12 protein-coding genes are annotated in these 19,609 nt (G+C 43.6%); 9 read left to right on the top strand and 3 right to left on the bottom strand.

Translation table 11 applies throughout. The annotated features are described in order from the left end of the window. Positions 1-229 precede the first annotated feature (229 nt). The gene (gene tal, locus C2M25_RS09440; protein ID WP_105180988.1) at positions 230-1,183 is read left to right on the top strand and encodes a transaldolase; all 954 of its coding nucleotides are present in this window, start codon (positions 230-232) and stop codon (positions 1,181-1,183) included. A gap of 121 nt (positions 1,184-1,304) precedes the next feature. Here tal and tkt read toward each other — a convergent pair whose 3' ends face one another. Further along, a complete protein-coding gene (gene tkt / locus C2M25_RS09435) occupies positions 1,305-3,305 on the bottom strand; it encodes a transketolase (RefSeq protein WP_105180987.1) in 2,001 nt (666 codons plus the stop codon). 426 nt (positions 3,306-3,731) lie between these two features. On the opposite strand from tkt, the gene C2M25_RS09430 reads away from it, so the two are divergent. The 5 genes from C2M25_RS09430 (at position 3,732) to C2M25_RS22245 (ending at position 11,938) form a co-directional block, all read left to right on the top strand. Next, the gene (locus tag C2M25_RS09430) at positions 3,732-4,547 is read left to right on the top strand and encodes a MipA/OmpV family protein (protein WP_158679698.1); all 816 of its coding nucleotides are present in this window, start codon (positions 3,732-3,734) and stop codon (positions 4,545-4,547) included. Next, a complete protein-coding gene (locus C2M25_RS09425; protein WP_063700828.1) occupies positions 4,547-4,930 on the top strand; it encodes a DUF3019 domain-containing protein in 384 nt (127 codons plus the stop codon). Before C2M25_RS09430 ends, C2M25_RS09425 begins: the two co-directional genes overlap by 1 nt. Next, positions 4,930-5,640 (top strand): response regulator transcription factor, encoded by a 711-nt coding sequence (locus tag C2M25_RS09420; protein WP_063700827.1) that lies wholly within the window; start codon positions 4,930-4,932, stop codon positions 5,638-5,640. The genes C2M25_RS09425 and C2M25_RS09420 overlap by 1 nt, the downstream gene beginning before the upstream one ends. A 72-nt stretch (positions 5,641-5,712) precedes the next feature. After that, positions 5,713-6,831 carry an ATP-binding protein gene (locus C2M25_RS09415; RefSeq protein WP_063700826.1) on the top strand — a complete coding sequence of 373 codons (1,119 nt, stop codon included), beginning with the start codon at positions 5,713-5,715 and terminating at the stop codon, positions 6,829-6,831. Between the two features lie 160 nt (positions 6,832-6,991). Continuing rightward, entirely contained in the window at positions 6,992-11,938 is a 4,947-nt protein-coding gene (locus C2M25_RS22245) for a S8 family serine peptidase (protein ID WP_105180985.1), read from the top strand. A gap of 62 nt (positions 11,939-12,000) precedes the next feature. On the opposite strand, the gene C2M25_RS09405 is transcribed toward C2M25_RS22245, so the two are convergent. After that, positions 12,001-13,146, bottom strand: a complete 1,146-nt coding sequence (locus tag C2M25_RS09405; RefSeq protein ID WP_063700820.1) for a DUF1624 domain-containing protein — start codon at positions 13,144-13,146, stop codon at positions 12,001-12,003. Further along, on the bottom strand, positions 13,136-15,220 hold the full coding sequence (locus tag C2M25_RS09400) for a TonB-dependent siderophore receptor (protein ID WP_105180984.1): 2,085 nt from the start codon (positions 15,218-15,220) through the stop codon (positions 13,136-13,138). The genes C2M25_RS09405 and C2M25_RS09400 overlap by 11 nt, the downstream gene beginning before the upstream one ends. A gap of 180 nt (positions 15,221-15,400) precedes the next feature. Between C2M25_RS09400 and C2M25_RS09395 the strand changes: the two genes are divergently transcribed. The 3 genes from C2M25_RS09395 to C2M25_RS09385 all read left to right on the top strand — a co-directional run bounded on the left by C2M25_RS09395 (position 15,401) and on the right by C2M25_RS09385 (position 19,581). Next, complete coding sequence (locus C2M25_RS09395; protein ID WP_063700813.1) at positions 15,401-15,865, top strand: energy transducer TonB family protein; 465 nt, start codon at positions 15,401-15,403, stop codon at positions 15,863-15,865. Between the two features lie 85 nt (positions 15,866-15,950). Next, positions 15,951-16,196 (top strand): DUF3297 family protein, encoded by a 246-nt coding sequence (locus C2M25_RS09390; protein WP_171037140.1) that lies wholly within the window; start codon positions 15,951-15,953, stop codon positions 16,194-16,196. Between the two features lie 169 nt (positions 16,197-16,365). After that, complete coding sequence (locus C2M25_RS09385; RefSeq protein WP_105180983.1) at positions 16,366-19,581, top strand: S41 family peptidase; 3,216 nt, start codon at positions 16,366-16,368, stop codon at positions 19,579-19,581. Positions 19,582-19,609 lie beyond the last annotated feature (28 nt).

The raw sequence follows: 19,609 nt of genomic DNA, 5'->3' as shown, positions 1-19,609 counted from the left end.
TTACCTTTCACTAATTGCTTACTAACATTGTTAGTCATTATCTTTATTTGTATGATAATATCAACAATACCAGATTGTAAAGGTATTATAAAAATATTATTAACAGGATTATTTGCTGCTGGCGGGCGATTTATTGCGCAATTCCTCTGGAAGATTAGATTGTTTTTTCAGCACAAATAATAGGTTAAAGCCACTACATTAACTTTTGTATGATAAGAATGGGATAACTATGTCTAGTCAATTAGAACAACTTAAAGCAGTGACAACCGTTGTTGCTGACACGGGTGATTTTGAAGCAATCAACGAATATAAACCGCAAGATGCAACAACAAACCCATCACTAATCTTAAACGCGATTCAAATTGAGAAATATCGCCCACTTGCTGCCGAAGCCGTATCATGGGCAAAAGCACAAAGCAGTGACGCAGCTGAAGTTGTAACAAAAGCAGCCGACAAGCTAGCGGTATTAATTGGCTCTAAATTAATGGAGCAAGTGCCGGGTTTAGTTTCAACAGAAGTGGATGCGCGTTTATCATTTGATACTCAAGCAACCATTGATAAAGCACTTGAGCTTGTTGCTTTATATAAAGAGCAAGGCATCGACACATCGCGCGTGTTAATCAAAATTGCTTCAACATGGGAAGGTATTCAAGCAGCCAAGGTACTTGAAGCGCAAGGTATCCGTTGTAACCTAACGCTGGTATTTGCATTTGCTCAAGCACGTGCTTGTGCCGAAGTGGGTGCTTACCTAATTTCACCATTCGTTGGTCGTATTCTTGACTGGTACAAAGCACAAGATGCAAGCGCTGATTTCGACGGTGCTAACGATCCGGGCGTTAAGTCAGTAACGCATATCTACAGCTACTTCAAAAAGCACGGCTACGAAACGATTGTAATGGGCGCAAGCTTCCGTAACATCGGTGAAATCCAAGAATTAGCAGGTTGTGATCGTTTAACTATCAGCCCTAAGTTACTTGCTGAACTAGCTGCAACTGACGCACCATTAACTCAAAAACTATTACCAGCAACAGAAAAAGCAGAAGCGCCAGCTGCAATGACTGAACAAGCTTTCCGCTGGGAAATGAATGAAGATGCTATGGCAACTGAAAAGCTAAGCCAAGGTATTCGTCAATTCGCAATTGACCAAGAGAAACTAGAGTCAATCTTAAGCGAACTAGTTTAAACCGATTGTTTAAGCAGCAAAAAGCCCGCAAACCAAGGTTTGCGGGCTTTTTTTATTGCCTGCACATCATCACAAAGGCAGGCTTATCGTGTTGCGATTACGATAATTTTCGCCAGTCACATTATTCAGCAAGTAATGCGTTTGCTTTTGCAACTAGGTTTGTCACTGTGAATCCAAAGTGCTCAAGCAGTACTGCGCCTGGTGCTGACTCACCAAATGTGTCCATGCCTAGTACATCACCATCTTGGCCAACATACTTGAACCAGAAGTCACGGTGCGCAGCTTCAACAGCAATCTTTGGTGTACCCGCTGGTAGCACGCTTTGACGGTATGCTTTGTCTTGGCTGTCAAACTGATTCGTTGATGGCATAGATACCACGCGAACTTGCTTGCCTTGTGCTGTTAATTCAGCAGCAGCATTCACCGCTAGTTCTACCTCAGAACCCGTTGCAATAAGGATAAGCTCTGCAGCTTGTTCGCTATCAACAAGTACATAACCCCCTTTAGCAATGTCAGCAACTTGCTGTGCATCACGTGCCATCGCTTTTGTACCCTGACGGCTGAAGATCAGTGAACTTGGACCGGTTTCTTTTAATAACGCTTGGCGCCAAGCTACCGCAGTTTCAGTTTCATCACACGGACGCCATGCAGTCATATTTGGTGTCATGCGAAGGTTAGCGATTTGCTCGATTGGTTGGTGAGTTGGGCCATCTTCACCTTGACCGATTGAATCATGGGTATACACAAAAATGCTCTGTGCTTTCATTAATGCTGCCATACGTACAGCATTACGTGCGTATTCCATAAACATTAAGAAGGTTGCGCCAAATGGAATGAAGCCACCATGTAATGCAATACCATTCATGATTGCGCTCATACCAAACTCACGTACGCCATAGAACACGTAGTTACCATCAGCAGCATCTTGTAAACCTTTTGCTTCTGGCCATAAGGTTAAGTTAGAACCAGCAAGGTCGGCAGAGCCACCCATTAGTTCAGGAAGCTGGTTAGCAAAGAAGGTGATCGCATTTTGTGATGCTTTACGTGTCGCAATGTTTTGCATATCGGCTTGGCATTTAGCAATGTACTCATCTGCTAATTCAGCGAAGTTAGCTGGTAATGCTTTTTCAAGAACACGACGTGTATATTCTTTTGCAAGTTCAGGGTGTGCTTTGCTATATGCTGCAAATTTTTGCTGCCATGCACCTTCAAGCTCTTGGCCTTTTGCTTGAGTATTCCACTCGTTATAAACCTCTTGTGGAACTTCAAATGCTGGGTGTGGCCAGTTTAGCTGCTCACGTACAGCGGCGATTTCGTCGTGACCCAGTGGTGCACCGTGACAGTCGTGGCTACCTGATTTATTTGGCGAGCCAAAGCCAATCACTGTTTTAGAACAGATTAGTGTTGGTTGCGTCGTGTTGCTTTGTGCCGCTTCGATTGCACCCGCAATTGCATTCATATCGTGACCATCAACATCACGAATAACTTGCCAGCCGTAAGATTCAAAACGTGCAGGCGTATCGTCGGTGAACCAACCTTCTACTTCACCATCGATAGAGATGCCATTGTCATCCCAAAATGCGATTAGCTTGCCTAGACCTAACGTACCTGCCAGCGAACATGCTTCGTGCGAGATACCTTCCATTAGACAGCCATCACCCATAAAGCAGTAAGTGAAGTGATCAACAATATCAAATTGTGGCTTATTGAATTGTGCCGCTAAGGTTTTTTCAGCGATTGCCATACCAACTGCGTTAGCAATACCAGAACCTAATGGGCCTGTCGTTGTTTCAACACCCGGAGTGTAACCATATTCTGGGTGACCCGGTGTTTTAGAGTGAAGCTGACGGAATTGCTTAATATCTTCAATGCTTACGTCGTAACCGCTAAGGTGTAACAATGCATATTGAAGCATTGAACCATGGCCATTTGATAACACAAAGCGGTCACGGTTAGACCAGTCTGGGTTTAATGGGTTATGGCGGTGAAAGTTTTGCCACAATACCGCTGCAATATCAGCCATACCCATCGGCGCACCAGGGTGGCCAGAGTTAGCTTGTTGAACGGCATCGACAGCAAGTATGCGAATAGCATTTGCAGATTGAGAACTAGGCAGAGTCATCTTATTAGCTTCCTGTTAATATTATAATATAAATAATATCGCAAAAACTCATCCAAATAGCAACTTAATAAAGCGCTATGCCAGTAATGACGTGTATTTAGGCCCATTTTGTACCGCTAAGCGCAGGTTTTAACACCATTTTATTGTTAATAACTTTTTCTAACTAAAGAGATAACAACACCGCTCAAAATAACCAAGCAAAAGTAGTGAAATATGCTTATTTATCAAGCAATTTCATTAACTAATTTAGATTACAAAAACCAGACCTTGCTACAATTTGGTACATTATTTCATTGTTCAAGCCATTAATAACAACTTAATGTTAACGAGATTTTTCATTTAGGTTGTTTATTTGTGACTGTTCTAGGTAGTTGCTCGCTTGGGCTACGATCTTTATTTTTAATTAGTGCGCTTTGCCTTTCAGCAATGGCAAGCAGCACTGACTCTGCGTATTTAGCTGATGAAGGAGTAAGCCTTGGTTTAAGCCTAGGCTATGGTCAACTCGACAACCCAGTTTATAAAAAAGACGACATTCCTCTTTATGCCCTACCGCGTATAGAAGTATTTGCCGGTGACTTTTCATTTGCAAATACTCAGTTTGCTTGGACACCCGTGTGGGGCGATCACTATCAAGTGTCGTTATTCACCCAACTCAATGAAGATGGGCTGTATTTTGCCAAACACTCAGCAGCACTAACTGCAATTAGAACAACCAGTGGCCGCCCTTCAATGACACCGCCACCACCCGGTTCAAGCATTGAAGCACCAGTGGTGATAAAACGCCGCGGTGATATTACTAAAATATCAAAACGTAAACTGTCGGCCATGAGCGGTATTGAAGCGATTGTTGACTGGCAAAGCTGGCGTTTTAGCGCGTATTGGTCAATGGAGCTCACCAACTATCACAAAGGGTTACAAGGCGCATTGTCTGCACAGCGCTTGTTTTTGTTTGATCAGCATCTAGTTTTACTCGGCGCTGAAATACAGCATTTAAGTGCCGGTTTAGTGGATTACTACTATGGCAGTGCTGCAAAAGAGATACGAGCCGGGTTTAGCCCTTTTTTAGGCCACTCCAGTCAAAAATACAATCTAAAAGCCAGCTATCAATATCAATTTAATCAACAATGGCAATTCATAAGCGATGTAAAATACCAACGCTTATCTTCAGGTATCGCCGATAGCCCCCTTATTGGTGACCGTAACTTATTGTCTTTTTATGCTGGCTTGGCGTGGAATTACTGATGATGTTGCGCTCTCGGCTTTTTTCACTCTTATTCATTTGCAGCCTTTCGTTTGTTGGCAGCACATTTGCACAAGCAGGCTACATTGAAGCAACACCAGAAAACTGTGTAACGGTAGAGCAAGACTGCGTGATGGATGTCTCCATTAATTGGTATACCGAAGTCAGCGAAACAGTGTGTATTCGCGTTACCGATCAAGAAATTAGGCTGTTCTGCCAAAAGCCAAATCAAGGGCAGAACTTTGCAATCACAGTGCAAAACAATCGCAACATTGTGTTAGAGCTACTCAGCGAGCAGCTAGAACCACTAGAAAGCACTGAAATTAGTTTATTCCACCAGCATGTTAAAAAACGCCGACGTGATATCGCATGGAGTATTTTTTGATGAGCCAGCATACTATTTTATATATTGAAGATGATTTAAAACTTGCCCAGCTAGTCTCTAATTATTTAAGCAATCATGGATATATCATTGAACACTTTGATAGTGGTTGCCATGCCTGTTACCAAGCAAGTAGTAAGAAATACGACTTAATTTTGCTCGATATCGGATTAGGCTCGGAAGATGGCTTTGAGATCTTTAAAGAACTAAAACAATACCAAGATACGCCAATTATTTTTATGACCGCAAGGCAGAGCCAAGTCGATCATATTACTGGCCTTGAGCTAGGCGCCGATGATTACCTAACCAAACCTGTTTCCCCGTCCATTTTATTAGCGCGAATAAATAACACGATTCGCCGCAGCCAAGCTATAAAACCAACAAGCACCACTCACAACGCCCATAATATTCGCTTTGGCTCGTTGAGTATTAATACTATTCAGCGCGAAGCTTACCTGCATAGCCAGCCACTTGAACTGACCAGTGCAGAGTTCGAAATTTTGATCCAGCTTGCTAAATCACCGGGCCAGTTGGTCAGTCGAGACCAATTATTTGATGGCACCATTGGTCGTAAATACGATGGTCAAAGCCGCACCATCGATGGCCGCATTAGTCGCTTACGCAAAAAGCTCGGTGACGAAGCGGTGCCGGCACAAAAAATCGTCACTGTTTGGGGTAAAGGATACATTTTTTCTCCACAAGCGTGGGGTTAATGCAGTTTGCTACGCCTGTTTTGTTATTTGTATTTAACCCTAGCCGTTTGTCTAGGAAGTGCCGCTTGGTTATTGGAAACTTATTTTCCAAACCCACCGAGTTACAGTACAGAGCAGCAGTTAGCAGAAAACATCTTGAGTCTTGCGCCCAATAACCCTGCTATTAAACACACACCTCTGGCGAACTTTTACCTTGGTGAACAATTACAGGCATCACTTTTAGCAGGTCAGGTAATTAGTGTTAACGATGCCAATAACAATGTTTACTTTCATAAACTTGCAGATGATAGACAGACCCTATTAAGCATAGGCCCATACAGCCAACCTGCTGATCAGGGTTATCAGTCTTTAGTGAGCCTACTGTTTTACTCTAGCCTTGCCTTAGCGGTGGTGATTTTTACGGGCCCACTACTGTTTGACTTAAATAAGCTACGTAAAGCCAGTAGTAAAATGTCTAATGCCGACTTTACAGCACAAGTGCACTTCACACGTTTTAGCTTGCTAAAAAGCATTGGCGATACCTTTGATAACATGGCATTAGCGCTTCATAACCGGAATCAAAGTCAACGCGAATTAATCAATGCTGTTTCCCATGACTTTTTAACGCCTATATCGCGGGCTAAATTCGCCCTCGAAGCAGTCGTTGATAACAACGCTTACCGACACAGTGTGTTGCAAGACATTATTGAACTTGAGCTTTTAGTCGAAGAGTTTTTAACTTATGCCGAGCTTGAACAATGCGAACCCACTTTGTTAGTGAAAGACTACTGCCCAAATGAACTATTACAGCCCTGCATTACTAAGTTTCAAAGCTATAGCCCTTTGGCTATTCGTCTTGACTGCGAATTAACAGCAATTTGCGTTGATAAACAAAGCTTTCAACGCTTATTGCAAAACTTACTCGGGAATGCGGTTCGCTTTGCTAAAACGCAAATCCATATCAAGGTTTCACAATACGAAAACGGCATTTTGTTAGTGATTGAAGATGATGGCCCGGGGATCCCTGAAAAAATGCGCGCCAGCCTCATGCAGCCATTTTCTAAAACCGCTTCGGTGCACCAAACAGGCTATCAAGGTGTTGGCCTTGGCTTATCAATCGTTAAGCAGCTATGCCTGTGGAACAACGCAAAATTTAGCTTAGATAACGCGCAAACCTTAAGCGGAGCAAGAGCAAGTATTCTGTTTCGATAAGCAGTTTTTCGGTAAAAATGTACCAAGCTGTAACAGTGTGTGCCAATTGTTTACATTTCATTGATGTTATAGTCACAACTCAACACTATCCCTACTGATTACAACCGTTCGCCGCTAGCGCGAGCTCATAATTATAATCCTTCGAGGGAAGTTAGATCACATGTTCAATATGAAAAAAGTATCAGTGATGGTCGCATCTGCACTTTACTTAGGTGTAGGTACGTCTGCTGCTGCGCTAAATGACCAAGCATGGCCAGAAAAGCCTGCAGGCTATGCGCCAAAGCAAACCGTTACCAATGAATTTGTGTGGGAAGACAAGGTTAACAACACAGTTAAAAAACAAAGCCGCGTTTTCACACCAGAGAAAGATATTAGTGGTATTCAAACTTATATCGTGCAACTGGACGATGCACCTATTTCGACTTACCAAGGTGGTGTTAAAGGGCTTGCGAGCACTAAAGAAGTTGTAATGCAGACGCAACAAGCAACTAAGCGCTCAACGCTTAATATGGCGCAGCCTGCTATCGCAACTTACGCTAACCACCTAGCAAGTAAGCGCCAGTCAGTACTGAGTACTGCGATGAGCCAGCAAGGCTTGAGCCTCAATGTTGAGCGCACATTCAATGTGACATTAAACGGTTTCACCACCAAAATGACACAAGATGAAGCAAAGCGCCTTGCTAAAGTGGCAGGTGTTAAGAAGATCACTCGCTCAAAAATCTACAGCCTAAATACGTTTAATACTATTGAGCAAACAGGTGCTTCTGCACTTTGGAGCGCAAGTGCTAGCAACCCTAGCAGCAACAAAGGTGAAGGCACGGTTGTCGGTATCATTGATACGGGTATCAACACCGATCATCCATCATTCGCAGCTGTAGGCGGCGATGGTTACACTCACACCAATCCTCTAGGCGACAAGTACCTAGGTGACTGTGCAACTGCTGAATTTGCTGATCTGTGTAACGACAAGCTAATTGGTGTTTATTCTTACCCTGAGATCACCGCAGCTTATGTGGATTCTGTATTTGAAGAGACTCGCCCTGAAAATGGTGAAGACTACCATAGCCATGGCTCACACGTTGCCGGTACAGCAGCAGGTAATATCCTTTACGATATTCCTTACAAACTGACTGAGTATGAAAGTCAATCATCTGGTTTAGAAACCAATGTAACTTTCCCGCAAGTATCAGGTATGGCACCCCACGCCAATATCATTTCATACCAAGTATGTTGGCCGGGTGGTTCTGGTGACCCTTATGCGGGCTGTCCAACAAGCGCTATCTTAGCAGCCGTTGAACAAGCTGCGATTGATAATGTTGACGTACTGAATGCGTCGTTAGGTGGTCTTGAAGAAGATCCATGGAGCGACCCAATTGAGCAAGCATTCATGAATGCGGCCGAAAGCGGTGTATTTGTGGCGGTAGCGGCAGGTAACAGTGGCCCTGAATATTCAACGGCTGACCACTCATCACCTTGGGTAACCACCGTTGCAGCTCATACCCCTTCAACCAAAGTAAACTTTGGTAACAAACAACTTAAAAACCTAACTGGTGGCGATACTTCTGCACCGGGTCCATTCACAGGCGCAGGCGTTAACTTTAACGAGTTAACCGGTTTGATTTTCCCTGCAACTGATTTTGAAAATCCAAATGAAAGCTCAAGCTATGCACTTGCCAACTGTGACAAGCCATTCCCTGAAGGTACATTTGATTTAGTGGATGATCCTACAACCGCTATCGATGAAAGTGCGCAAGACGTGATTGTTGTATGTAAGCGCAGCTCTTACCCACTTTACTCAAAATCGTTAAACGTAAAAGCAGGTGGTGCAGAAGGTTTAATTATTTATAACCATGTATCATTTTACGATAACTACACAATTCCATCGGTTACATACCCAATTCCGACCATTCACATTAAAAACGTCGATGGTAAAAGCTTATTAGAATGGTTAAGCACTGGCGACAGCCACATGGGTACCATTGAAGCAACCGAAGGCACCGTAGATACCGTAGATAAAGACCGCATTGCTTACTTCTCTGGCCGTGGTCCATCATACTTTGGCTTTGACACCTTACTTGTAGACGTTGCTGCACCGGGTGTTGATATCTATGCGCCATCATCAGACGATCAACCGTTTACCAGCAACCCTGCGACGTCAGACTGGCAATCAATGTCTGGTACATCAATGGCAAGCCCACACGTTGCAGGCGCGGCAGCATTGTTAAAACAATCTCACCCTGATTGGACACCAATGCAAATTCAATCAGCATTGATGTTAACTGCAAACAATCAAGTTGCTTTAGCACAGTACCTAAACAACTACACCGATGATGGCTTTGATGCTGCCCTTGCTGAAATGGGTTCGGGTAAAATGCAAGTTGAGCGCGCTGATAAAGCAGGCCTACTACTTGATGAAAGCATTGCCAACATGGCAGCTGCAAATCCAAGCCTAGGTGGTCGCGAAAAAGCGCTAAACACAGCTTACATGGTTGATAATGACTGTGGCTTTAAGTGTACGTTTATCAGAACCTTTACGGCGACAGAAGACGCGAGCTGGACACTTCATACAGAAAACTGGATTGGTAATAGCAAAATTAGTGTTGAGCCAAGCAACTTTGATATCAAAGCAGGTGAAACACAAAGCATTGTTGTTACGGTTGAAGCAAGCCAACAAGCAACACCACAAGAAATTGTTGATTACACGGGTAACCAAGGTCAAATCGTGATGACCTCAAGCAACCCTGAATCACCTATTTTAGAAATGCCGGTATGGACTTTCACTGGTGATACTGGTTTACCTGAGTATATTCAAATTGATGCACACCGCCGTTCTGCAACGATGAAGGTTGGTCCATTCAATACTGATGAAATCAGCAACCTAACCACACAATCGTACGGCTTAGTAAAAGGCCAAGTTGAAACAGTACACCTATTCAACGACACCACACCTGGCGACCCATTCGATAGCGTAGAGGTTGAGGGTGAAGGCGACGCTGTAAACAACAACCACATTCAGTGGACGACTGTGCCAGAAGACGCAAAAATGCTAAGCGCAAGCGTCATGAACGACACATCACGTGTACTTGTTTTCATGGGTAAAGATAGTAACGGTGATGGCATCGCGTCTTATGAAGAAACGCTATGTATGTCAACTAGCTACACCCTAACTAACTTCTGTAACATTGTTGATCCTGAAGCCGGTGAGTACTTCACGTTATACATGAGCCTACAAACTTTATCATATGGCGAAGTTGATGAAGGTATCGAAGTATCGTTTGCTACAGCGGTGACCACTGAAGACAATGGCTCACTCACTGTAACAGGCCCAAGCAGCGTACCAGGTTATGACGAGCTTGAACTTGACCTTGCTTATAACCTACCTGATATGGAAGTGGGCGATATCTACTTCGGTGGCTTTGATATTGGTAGCAACCCTGAAGATGCTGGCAACCTAGGTTTCGTACCAGTGATCATCGAGCAAGTTGATAAAGACGTGACCTTTACTGCTAACAAAAACAAGGCATATGTAGGTGACTTAGTTGACTTCGAAATCAGCGTTATTGCGAATAACGAAGATGAAGCGCGTCAGTTTGCTCTAAATACTGAGTTCCCTGTGGGCGTAGACATTGTTCCTGACAGCATTGTCGCATCTAACTCAACGCCAGTAACACCTATGCTAGATAGCAATGCACTAGCACTGGTTGGCGTACAAGAAACGACTAAAAATGTTGAGCGTAATTATAACATTACCACCAACATCACTGACGAAATGTGTTCATTAACATCGGCGCATTCACCAGATCCTTACTACCTAGAACTGCGTGAGCTTGGCTGGCGTACACTAGAAGGTGTTGAAGGTCGTTACTACAACGAGTTCGAGTACACATTTAAAGAAATCATGAACACTAATCTTGATGTGTCATTCCCATTCTTTAATAAGTACCACTTTGACTCAATTAAACTTAACCCAGCTGGCTTAGTCACATTTGGTTCGCAAGGCCGTACAACGCCATTCCACGTTGAACTGCCTGAGGGTTACACTCAGCCGCCACCGCCGCCTTACCTAATCGCACCTTTCTGGGTTGGTGACAACATGATCCCAGAGCGTGTTGACGGTGGTTACGGTAACTATGACGCCAACGCAGGTATCACACCAACTTACACAGTATCGCGTGAGTGGTTAGTACTTGAGTGGGATAATATCCAGCGTTCAAGAACTGAAGGCCAATCTGTTGACGTTGAAATGTTCATGCGCATGGGCATTGACTATGAGCCAGGTGAATACGAGCTACTATTTGCTTATGACAACCTAAGCTTAGTTGATGCACAAGGTTCTATCGGCTTGAAAGCTGCCGATGGTCGTGGCTTTATCAGTGGTGATATTCCTATCGATTTAAACATTGGTAACAAGTACGGTTTCAACAATATGGACGAAGTACTGCACGACAAACTAGTTGTCTGTCTTGACTACACGGGCCCTGAAATTTCTAAGTTTGACGTGAAATTCCAAGCATACATTGGTGAGCAAGCGGCGAATCAAACGCATCAACTATCTCTTACAAATGGTTTAGTTGGCGCAGATGATGAAACCATCACCCTTGATCTTGAAGTTATCGGTAACCTAGAAATGGCAGCCTTAACGGATATGTCAGTGGCAGAGAACGAATCGATTAGTTTTGACGTGCTTTATGCTGACGAAAACCAAGTGAGCAACCAAATCGACGTGTTAGGTGAAAACTTCACTTTTGAAGTCTCTGGTCACACATCAGGTAGCACAGTGACTATCACGCCAGCGGCGAACTTCCATGGTGACATTGATGTAACAGTAAAAGTTAGCGACAGTGTTAACCCAACTGATGCAGCAATGAGTTCATTTGTATTATCGGTGATGTCTGATGGTGAAGAGCTCGGCTGTACTGACAGCTCAGCATCTAACTATGATGAAAGCGCCAATACTGATGATGGTAGCTGTACTTTCCCTGAGGCAGTGATTCCAGAAGCTGAGATTGAAAAAGACAAGAAATCATCAAGCGGTTCATTCGGCTGGTTACTACTAGCTGTTGCACCACTGATGGCACTTCGTCGTAAAAAATCTCGAATTAACTAAGGACTAGTAATTAGGATAGTAAGTAGGTAATGCCGATATGCTTAGCATATCGGCATTTTTCGTTATAAATACTTTAACCAAGGCTTGTTAGCCTTACGCTTGTATTCACTAAACGTCTTGGTTGGCCAATAAAGCCCTACTGCCAACAACAAAGTAATAAACCAAATACCGGATATATCACTGACTCCTAAATATTGCCCTTGATTTGCCCCCCAGATCAGCATGCCTATTTGATACATAAATAGCAGTACATAGAGGTGGAAAATATAAAAGAACATAGGCACAGAACCATACACTCTCAGCGCATTAGTAACGCGGTTGAGCGGTCTTTCAAATAACCATAAGCCAACAAACATGCCCGCTAACGTGATCAGCAAAAAGCTCAGTGACGGTGGGTACTTAGTCACGTTAAACACCGACATCATGGTTTCGGTTGTGGTGCTAAACGTTTGCCATGGCAAGGTTTCACCATAAATATTAAATCCACGCAGCAGCGCAAATAACCCCACACATAACAGGGCTAACAGCAGCAATGCTCGTTTACGCGAATCCGCCGATTGAGTGTGCGCATATAAAGGACCGGCACAGTAACCCAATAAGATAACGCCAATCCAAGGCAGCACTGGGTAGCTAATTTTGACGTCGATTAAACCACCTTGTGATAGATAGCCTCGGTCATGCAAAATCGTCCACAGCGAGTAACCAAACTCATCGGGCGTAAAGCTGATAGGGGTCAGTAAGTTATGACCAAATACAATAACTAAACCAAGCACCAGCAATAGGTTGCGTGGCAGCTTAATCAATGCTGCTAACACCAGCATACAAAGGCCAATCGCCCACATCACTTGCAGCCAAATAGTGTGGTAGTAACCCATCCACGAAAAACAAATCAGGGTCACTTCGAGGGCGATTAAAAATAGCCCTCGCTTAATTAAAAAGCTTCGTGCTGAACGCGCCACGCCACTTGCTGGGTGACTATAAAGCCACGCCGACAAACCGGTTAAAAAGATAAAGGTTGGCGCACAAAAGTGTGCCGCAAAGCGGCTCCAAAAAAGCCCCGGCGAAGTGGTATCAACCACCATGGGATCGGCCACCTGCATGTGCAAGAAAAAGCGCTCTCGCACATGATCAAGTAACATCAGCAGAATAACGACACCACGCATGATGTCGATACTGTGAATACGGCTTTTAACTTGTTCAGAAGTCATAGCTTACGCCAAGTTTAAATTGTGTCGGTGCCCCCGGATAGGCCCACAATGCATTGTAAGAACTAGCAATATACTGCTCATCAAACACGTTATCGACATTTAATGATACTGTAGTACGTTCAGTCGCTCGCCATTTAGCAAATAAACCAACGGTTTGGTAGCTAGGTAATCGGAAAGTGAGATCAGCCGGGTCGCCCAAACGGTCAGAGACATATTGATAATGACCACCAATCTTTATGTCTTGTGCGAATACACTTAGGTCATGGTTTAAGCCAATCGAAAGGTTATTCTTTGGTACGTTCACAAGTGGACTGCCCTTAGGAATTGGCACTAACCAGTCAACATTTAGACTATCTGTCGCAGTCTCTGCATCCACATAGGCATAAGATAGGGTGTACTCGGTATTGTCACCCAGTGAACCTGTTAAATCTAACTCAAAACCTGTGCTATTTGCTTTCCCTACAGGTGTTGAATAACCCACATTTACTGGATCTGCCACCAGCATGTTGCTCTTGCTTGCATCAAAGTAAGCAAGCGTACCGCTAATGTTGGCATAGCTAAATTTAATACCCACTTCAAACGAGTCGCTTTCTTCAAAACCGAATGGATTACCTTCGGCATCGGTGCCGCTCAGTGGTAAAAAGCCTTCTGAATAGCTTGAGTAAAGGTTAATGTCGTCATTAAGTGCGTAAACCACACCAAAACGTGGACTAATGCGGTTTTCTTTGCTGTTTGATGCAACACCAGACTTAGTTTCAAAGATGTCTTGCTCAATTTCATCAAAACGCAGACCTAACATCACTTTTAAGTTATCGGTTAGATCTAGTTGGTCTTGCAGGTAAATGCCGTACGCATTTTGCTGTTCGTTATTTTCGTACTGCATGCTTACTTCAGGGCCTTCAGTGGTGCTGTACTCTGGCTCATAAATATCAATGGTGTAAGTGCCATTACCACCACGGTAGCGATAAAGCCCCGTGCGTAGCTCATAGTCGTAACCATCAACACCAATCATTACATGGTTGGTGATACCAGCAACATCAAAATGACCGCTTAATTCAAAGCGCAGCGATAAATCATCAGACTCATAATCACGGTATCTGTGTTGGCGAGTTAAAGTTCTGCCATCATCAAATAATGACTGACGCGATGTTGAAAGCTCAGCATCTGACGAATAACCCGTTAGCGTTGCAGTACGGTAACTAGCACCTAATAACAAGCTCCAAGCTTGGTTTAGACCGTTGCTGTAATTTAATTGATGACCGCGTGAGTGCACTTTGGTTGGTGCATCATTTGGGTTACCTAAAAAGCGTGACTCAGGTACGGTATCAAAATCACCATTTAACACCACAATACCGCGGTCATACATTTGCTGTTGGTCAACATACTCAAACTCATAAGTCAGCGATGAGTTATCGTTGATTTGATAATAAAGCGAAGGCGTAATCACGAATTTGTCGTGGTGCACATAATCTCTAAAGCTATCGCTATCTTGCCATGCACCATTGATACGAAACGCTAAATCATCGCTTAGACCGTTAGTGTAATCACCTTGAATACGCTTGTGATCATCGCTACCGAACTCAGCTTGAAGTTGCCCTTGCTGATAAAACTGGGGCTTTTTAGTAATAATGTTTACGGTACCACCCGGCTCTGAACGGCCATAGAGTGCTGAGCCCGGTCCTTTTAATACTTCGATGTATTCAATGTTTGATACATCACGCGGGCCTGCAAAGCCGCGTCCACCACTAAAGCCGTTAACTAAATACCCAGACGGCATATTTTCGTTACCCGACAAACCACGAATTGAATAGCTATCCCACAGCGCGCCACCATTATTCTTTCGAGTAATGCTGGCAGAAAAATCCAGTGCATCACGAAACTTAGTGATACCGTTATCAGTCATCATGTCTTTACTTAATGTGGTGATCGATTGCGGTAAATCTTTTGTTGGAATATCACCACGAAACGCTTGCTTATGTTCAATGGTGATTGTTTCGATATCGCTGTTATCAGCTGCGTATGTATTCGCTGCAAACGCCGCAGCTAAGGCTAAACTTAGTGTTGAGTACTTCATAAGGTCTGATTGTAGTAATTAAGGGAAATGTTTTGTTATAAAATAACACAAATGAGCATATTGATATAGTATAACAAATCATTTGCACAGAATTTTTACCTATCTTTTTAATGTTTACATCATGCAAGTTCATCACTAGTATTAATAAATGACTAAAAAACAAACAAGTTAGGGAAAACTATGTATAAATCACTTTTCGCATTAACGCTCGTATGCACATCTATAAGTTCATTCGCTAACCCTGATTTATCAGGCCGAAACCCTTTTGTTGATATTCAAGCACAGGTACTCGACACCTCCACAGGTAAGCCAACATGGCAACGTCTTGATCATATTCCTTATGTACAATACCCAACGGGACTACTTAATCAGCAAGGTAGTGGCTGTGCGATTGTTAACTTTGCAGTTACTCCCGATGGTGTTGTGAAAAACCTTAATATCGAGAACTCAGCACCTAAGCGCTTTAGTAAAGATGTTAGAAAAGCAGCAAGGCAAATAGTGAGAGATTGGCAATGGCCTGAACGTACTGATGATCAAACACTTGAGCTAACCATGCGTTTTGATTACTGCCTAACCTTCGATTACGACAAAAAGAGTGAAGCTATAGCTATGTGTGTTGAGCATTCAGAACAAGCCTGCGAGTAAAGCATAAATTTGCCATACAGATACTTGAGCCAATGCGAGGTATTGCCTACAATGGCGCACAATTTATTCAATGCAGATCGCAATTATGACTGATACACAAAAACCAGAATTACCAAACCAACTTTCTATCAATCCACGTAGTAAATTTTATGTGGAAGAAGTTTTCGAGCATGAAATTGGTGTAAAACTTAACGGCAAAGAGCGTTTTGACGTTGAAGAATATAATATCAGCGAAGGCTGGATCAAAGTCGCTTCTCCAAAAGCCCTTGATCGCCGCGGCCAACCTTTACTATTAAAGGTAAAAGGCACTGTAGAAGTATTCTACAAATAATGATTTGTCGGCTAAAGCTTGCTTTAGCCGACACTCCCTCTAAATTCACGCCCCTATTTCATCGATTGATTTCTAGACACATTTTGTAACACTGCGTTCATCGCAACTGCATCGCTATTTAAAACTGAATTGTTATGATGTAACAGTTCCCAAAATAGGATGTAATCCCATGAAAAAACTAACAACGTTGGCACTGGCCATGGCTGCGACACTGGCACCTTGGGCATCAGCTTACGAAACAAAAGACACGCGCTTACTGCGCTTTCCAGATATTCATAACCAAAACGTTACCTTTGTGTACGGTGGCGATATTTACATTGCTAATACACAAACAGGCGAAAGCAAACGCTTAACTGACCATATTGGCTTTGAAACCTTTCCTAAGTTTTCACCTGACGGTAAACGCATTGCCTTTGCAGCCGAGTACAATGGCAGCCGCCAAATTTATGTAATTAACAGCGATGGCTCTGGCTTAAAGCAACTGACTTACTACAACGATGTTGGCCCAATGCCACCACGCGGCGGTTTTGATTATCGTGTTCTCGATTGGACACCTGATGGCAAAAATGTGGTATTTCGTGCTAACCGCACACCGTGGGGTAAACGTATGGGTCGTCCATACATGGTGCCTGCTGACGGTGGCCTTGAGCAGCCTCTTGCTATTCCAGAAACCGGCGGCGGCATGCTTTCGCCAGATGGTAGTAAATATGTTTACACGCCAATTGACCGTGAATTTCGTACTTGGAAGCGCACCCGTGGCGGTCGTGCGCAAGATGTCTGGGTTTACGATTTAAAAAGCAATACCTCAGAGCAGCTAACCAGTAACCGCGCTACCGATCAGCAACCAACCTGGGTTGGCGATAATATTTACTTTGTATCTGACCGTGATTACACCCTTAACCTGTATCAATACCAAAAAGGCGCTGAGCCGAAAAAGCTGACCAACCATAAAGACTTTGACGTACTGTGGCCATCAGCTGGCCCAAATGCTGTTGTTTATGAAAATGGTGGTTTCCTTTATCGCTTTGACCCAAAAACTCAAAAAAGCAGCAAGCTTAGCATTAACATTGCTGGTGTGCGTCAATACGCAATGCCGTACACAAAAAATGTGAGTGACTTTATCGACTCAATGTCGATTTCTCATGATGGTAAACGTGCACTCTTTACTGCCCGCGGTGAGCTATTTAGCGTACCGGTTAAACAAGGCCCAACACGTAACTTATCTTACACAGCAAAAGGCCGCGAAATTGACGCAAGTTGGTCGCCAAATGGCCGCTATATTGCTTATATGAGCGATGAAAGTGGCGAATACGAAATTTACTTAAAAGACCGCAGTAAAAATAATGCCACCAAGCAGCTAACCAGCAACGGAACTATTTGGCGTTTTACACCTATTTGGTCACCAGATAGCTCAAAACTGTTATTTGCAGATAAAAACCACACACTCTGGTGGATAGATGCAAAATCAGGTAAACAACACAAAATTGATACCAGCATCTACGATGAAGAAGGCATTCGCCAATATACTTGGTCGCCAAATAGCGAAGACATTGTGTATGTAAAAAACAATGAAAACCGCTATGCCTCGCTGTGGCACTACAATGTTGATAAAAAGAAAGTGACTCGCTTAACGGATGAAATGACCAATGAGCAAAACCCAACTTTCTCTCCTGATGGTCAATACCTGTATTTTAGTTCTGAGCGCGACTTTAACTTAGCCTTTAGCAGCTACGAGTTTGACTACATGTTTAATCGTGCAACGCGTATTTATGCCGCAGCCGTAAATGACAGCATCAAACCACTTATCGCACTACAAAGTGATGAAACAGCAATCGTAAGCGATAAACAAAAAGATGACGACAAGAAAGCGAAAAATACCCTGCAAAGCAGCGACTTTATGCAGCGCGTTACCGCTTTAAATGCGCCGGCTGGAGATTATCGCGGTTTAACGGCTGTAAAGGATGGCGTGCTAACACTGGCTAATGGCGGCCTACAATTGATAGGCACAGCTCACGACAGCGAGCTTGAAACCGTGGCTAAAGGGGTTCGTAGTTATACTATTTCGAGCAACGGTGAACACCTGTTAGTACATGCGGGTAACGATTACAGCTTAATTGAGCCAAAAGCAAAACAAGACCTAGCAGCGAATAAGCTAGATCTTAGTAACATGACCTTAAAAATTGAGCCACAAATTGAATGGCAGCAAATGTATGTTGAAGGCTGGCGTACATTACGTGATTGGTTCTACGATGAAAACCATCACGGCCAAGATTGGGACGCAATTTTAGCTAAGTATCAACCTATGGCTGATGCAATCTCACACCGTAGTGACCTAGATTACATTCTCAGTGAAATCGCAGGTGAAATTAACTCAGGCCACATTTATGTACAGTCGGGTGATATGCCTAAAGCAGAGCGTAAAAAGCACGGCTTATTGGGTGCAAAACTTGCCAGCGATCCATCTGGATACGTAAAAATTGAGCAAATCTTCCAAGGTGAAAACTGGCATGAAGACTTCCGCTCACCACTTGGCACAACAGGGGTAAAAGCACATAACGGCGACTACATCATTGCCGTAAATGGCCGCTCAGTAAAAGACGTCGCTAACTTCTACGAATTACTAGAGAACACTCAAGGTGAGCAAGTTGAGCTAGTCCTTAACAGTAAGCCGCGCAGCAAAGGTGCATGGCAAGTTACCGTTAAGCCTGTAGCCAGCGAGCAAGGTTTGCGTTATTTAGACTGGGTTAACTCTCGTGCAGCCTACGTTGATAAGCTATCAAATGGCCGTATTGGTTATGTTCACTTACCAAATACAGCCTACGAAGGTAACCGCGCCATGTTCAAAAACTACATGCCGCAAACCACCAAAGACGCCATGATTATTGATGACCGATACAATGGCGGCGGCTTTATTCCTGAGCACATGATCACTTGGCTTGCTCGTAAACCGCTTAACTACTGGAAGCGCCGCGGTGTTGAGCCTACGAAAACACCACAATTTGCTCATGATGGTCCAAAAGCCATGCTGATCAATGGTTACTCAAGTTCAGGCGGTGACGCTATTCCTTACTACTTCCGCCAAGCGGGGTTAGGTAAGCTTATTGGTACCCGTACTTGGGGTGGATTAATTGGTATTTCGGGTAACCCAAGCCTAGTAGATGGCGGCCAAGTTATCGCGGCAACATTCCGCATTTTAGATAACGATGGCAACTGGATCATCGAAAACGAAGGTGTCACCCCAGACATCAAGGTGGTTGATCGCCCAGAGCTAATCTACCAAGGTAAAGATCCATCGATTGAACGTGCCGTAGAAGAGCTATTAAAAGAGCTAAAAGACAACCCGAAAAAGCCACTCACCGTGCCACCAGCACCGACTGACTTTTAATTCTTAACTGGTTGTTAAAAAACAAAAA

It is taken from the genome of Pseudoalteromonas sp. T1lg21 (assembly GCF_002964625.1).
GTDB lineage: Bacteria > Pseudomonadota > Gammaproteobacteria > Enterobacterales > Alteromonadaceae > Pseudoalteromonas > Pseudoalteromonas gelatinilytica.
The sequence above is the reverse complement of the archived record's forward strand: the minus strand, read 5'-3'. Positions and strand labels throughout refer to the sequence as shown.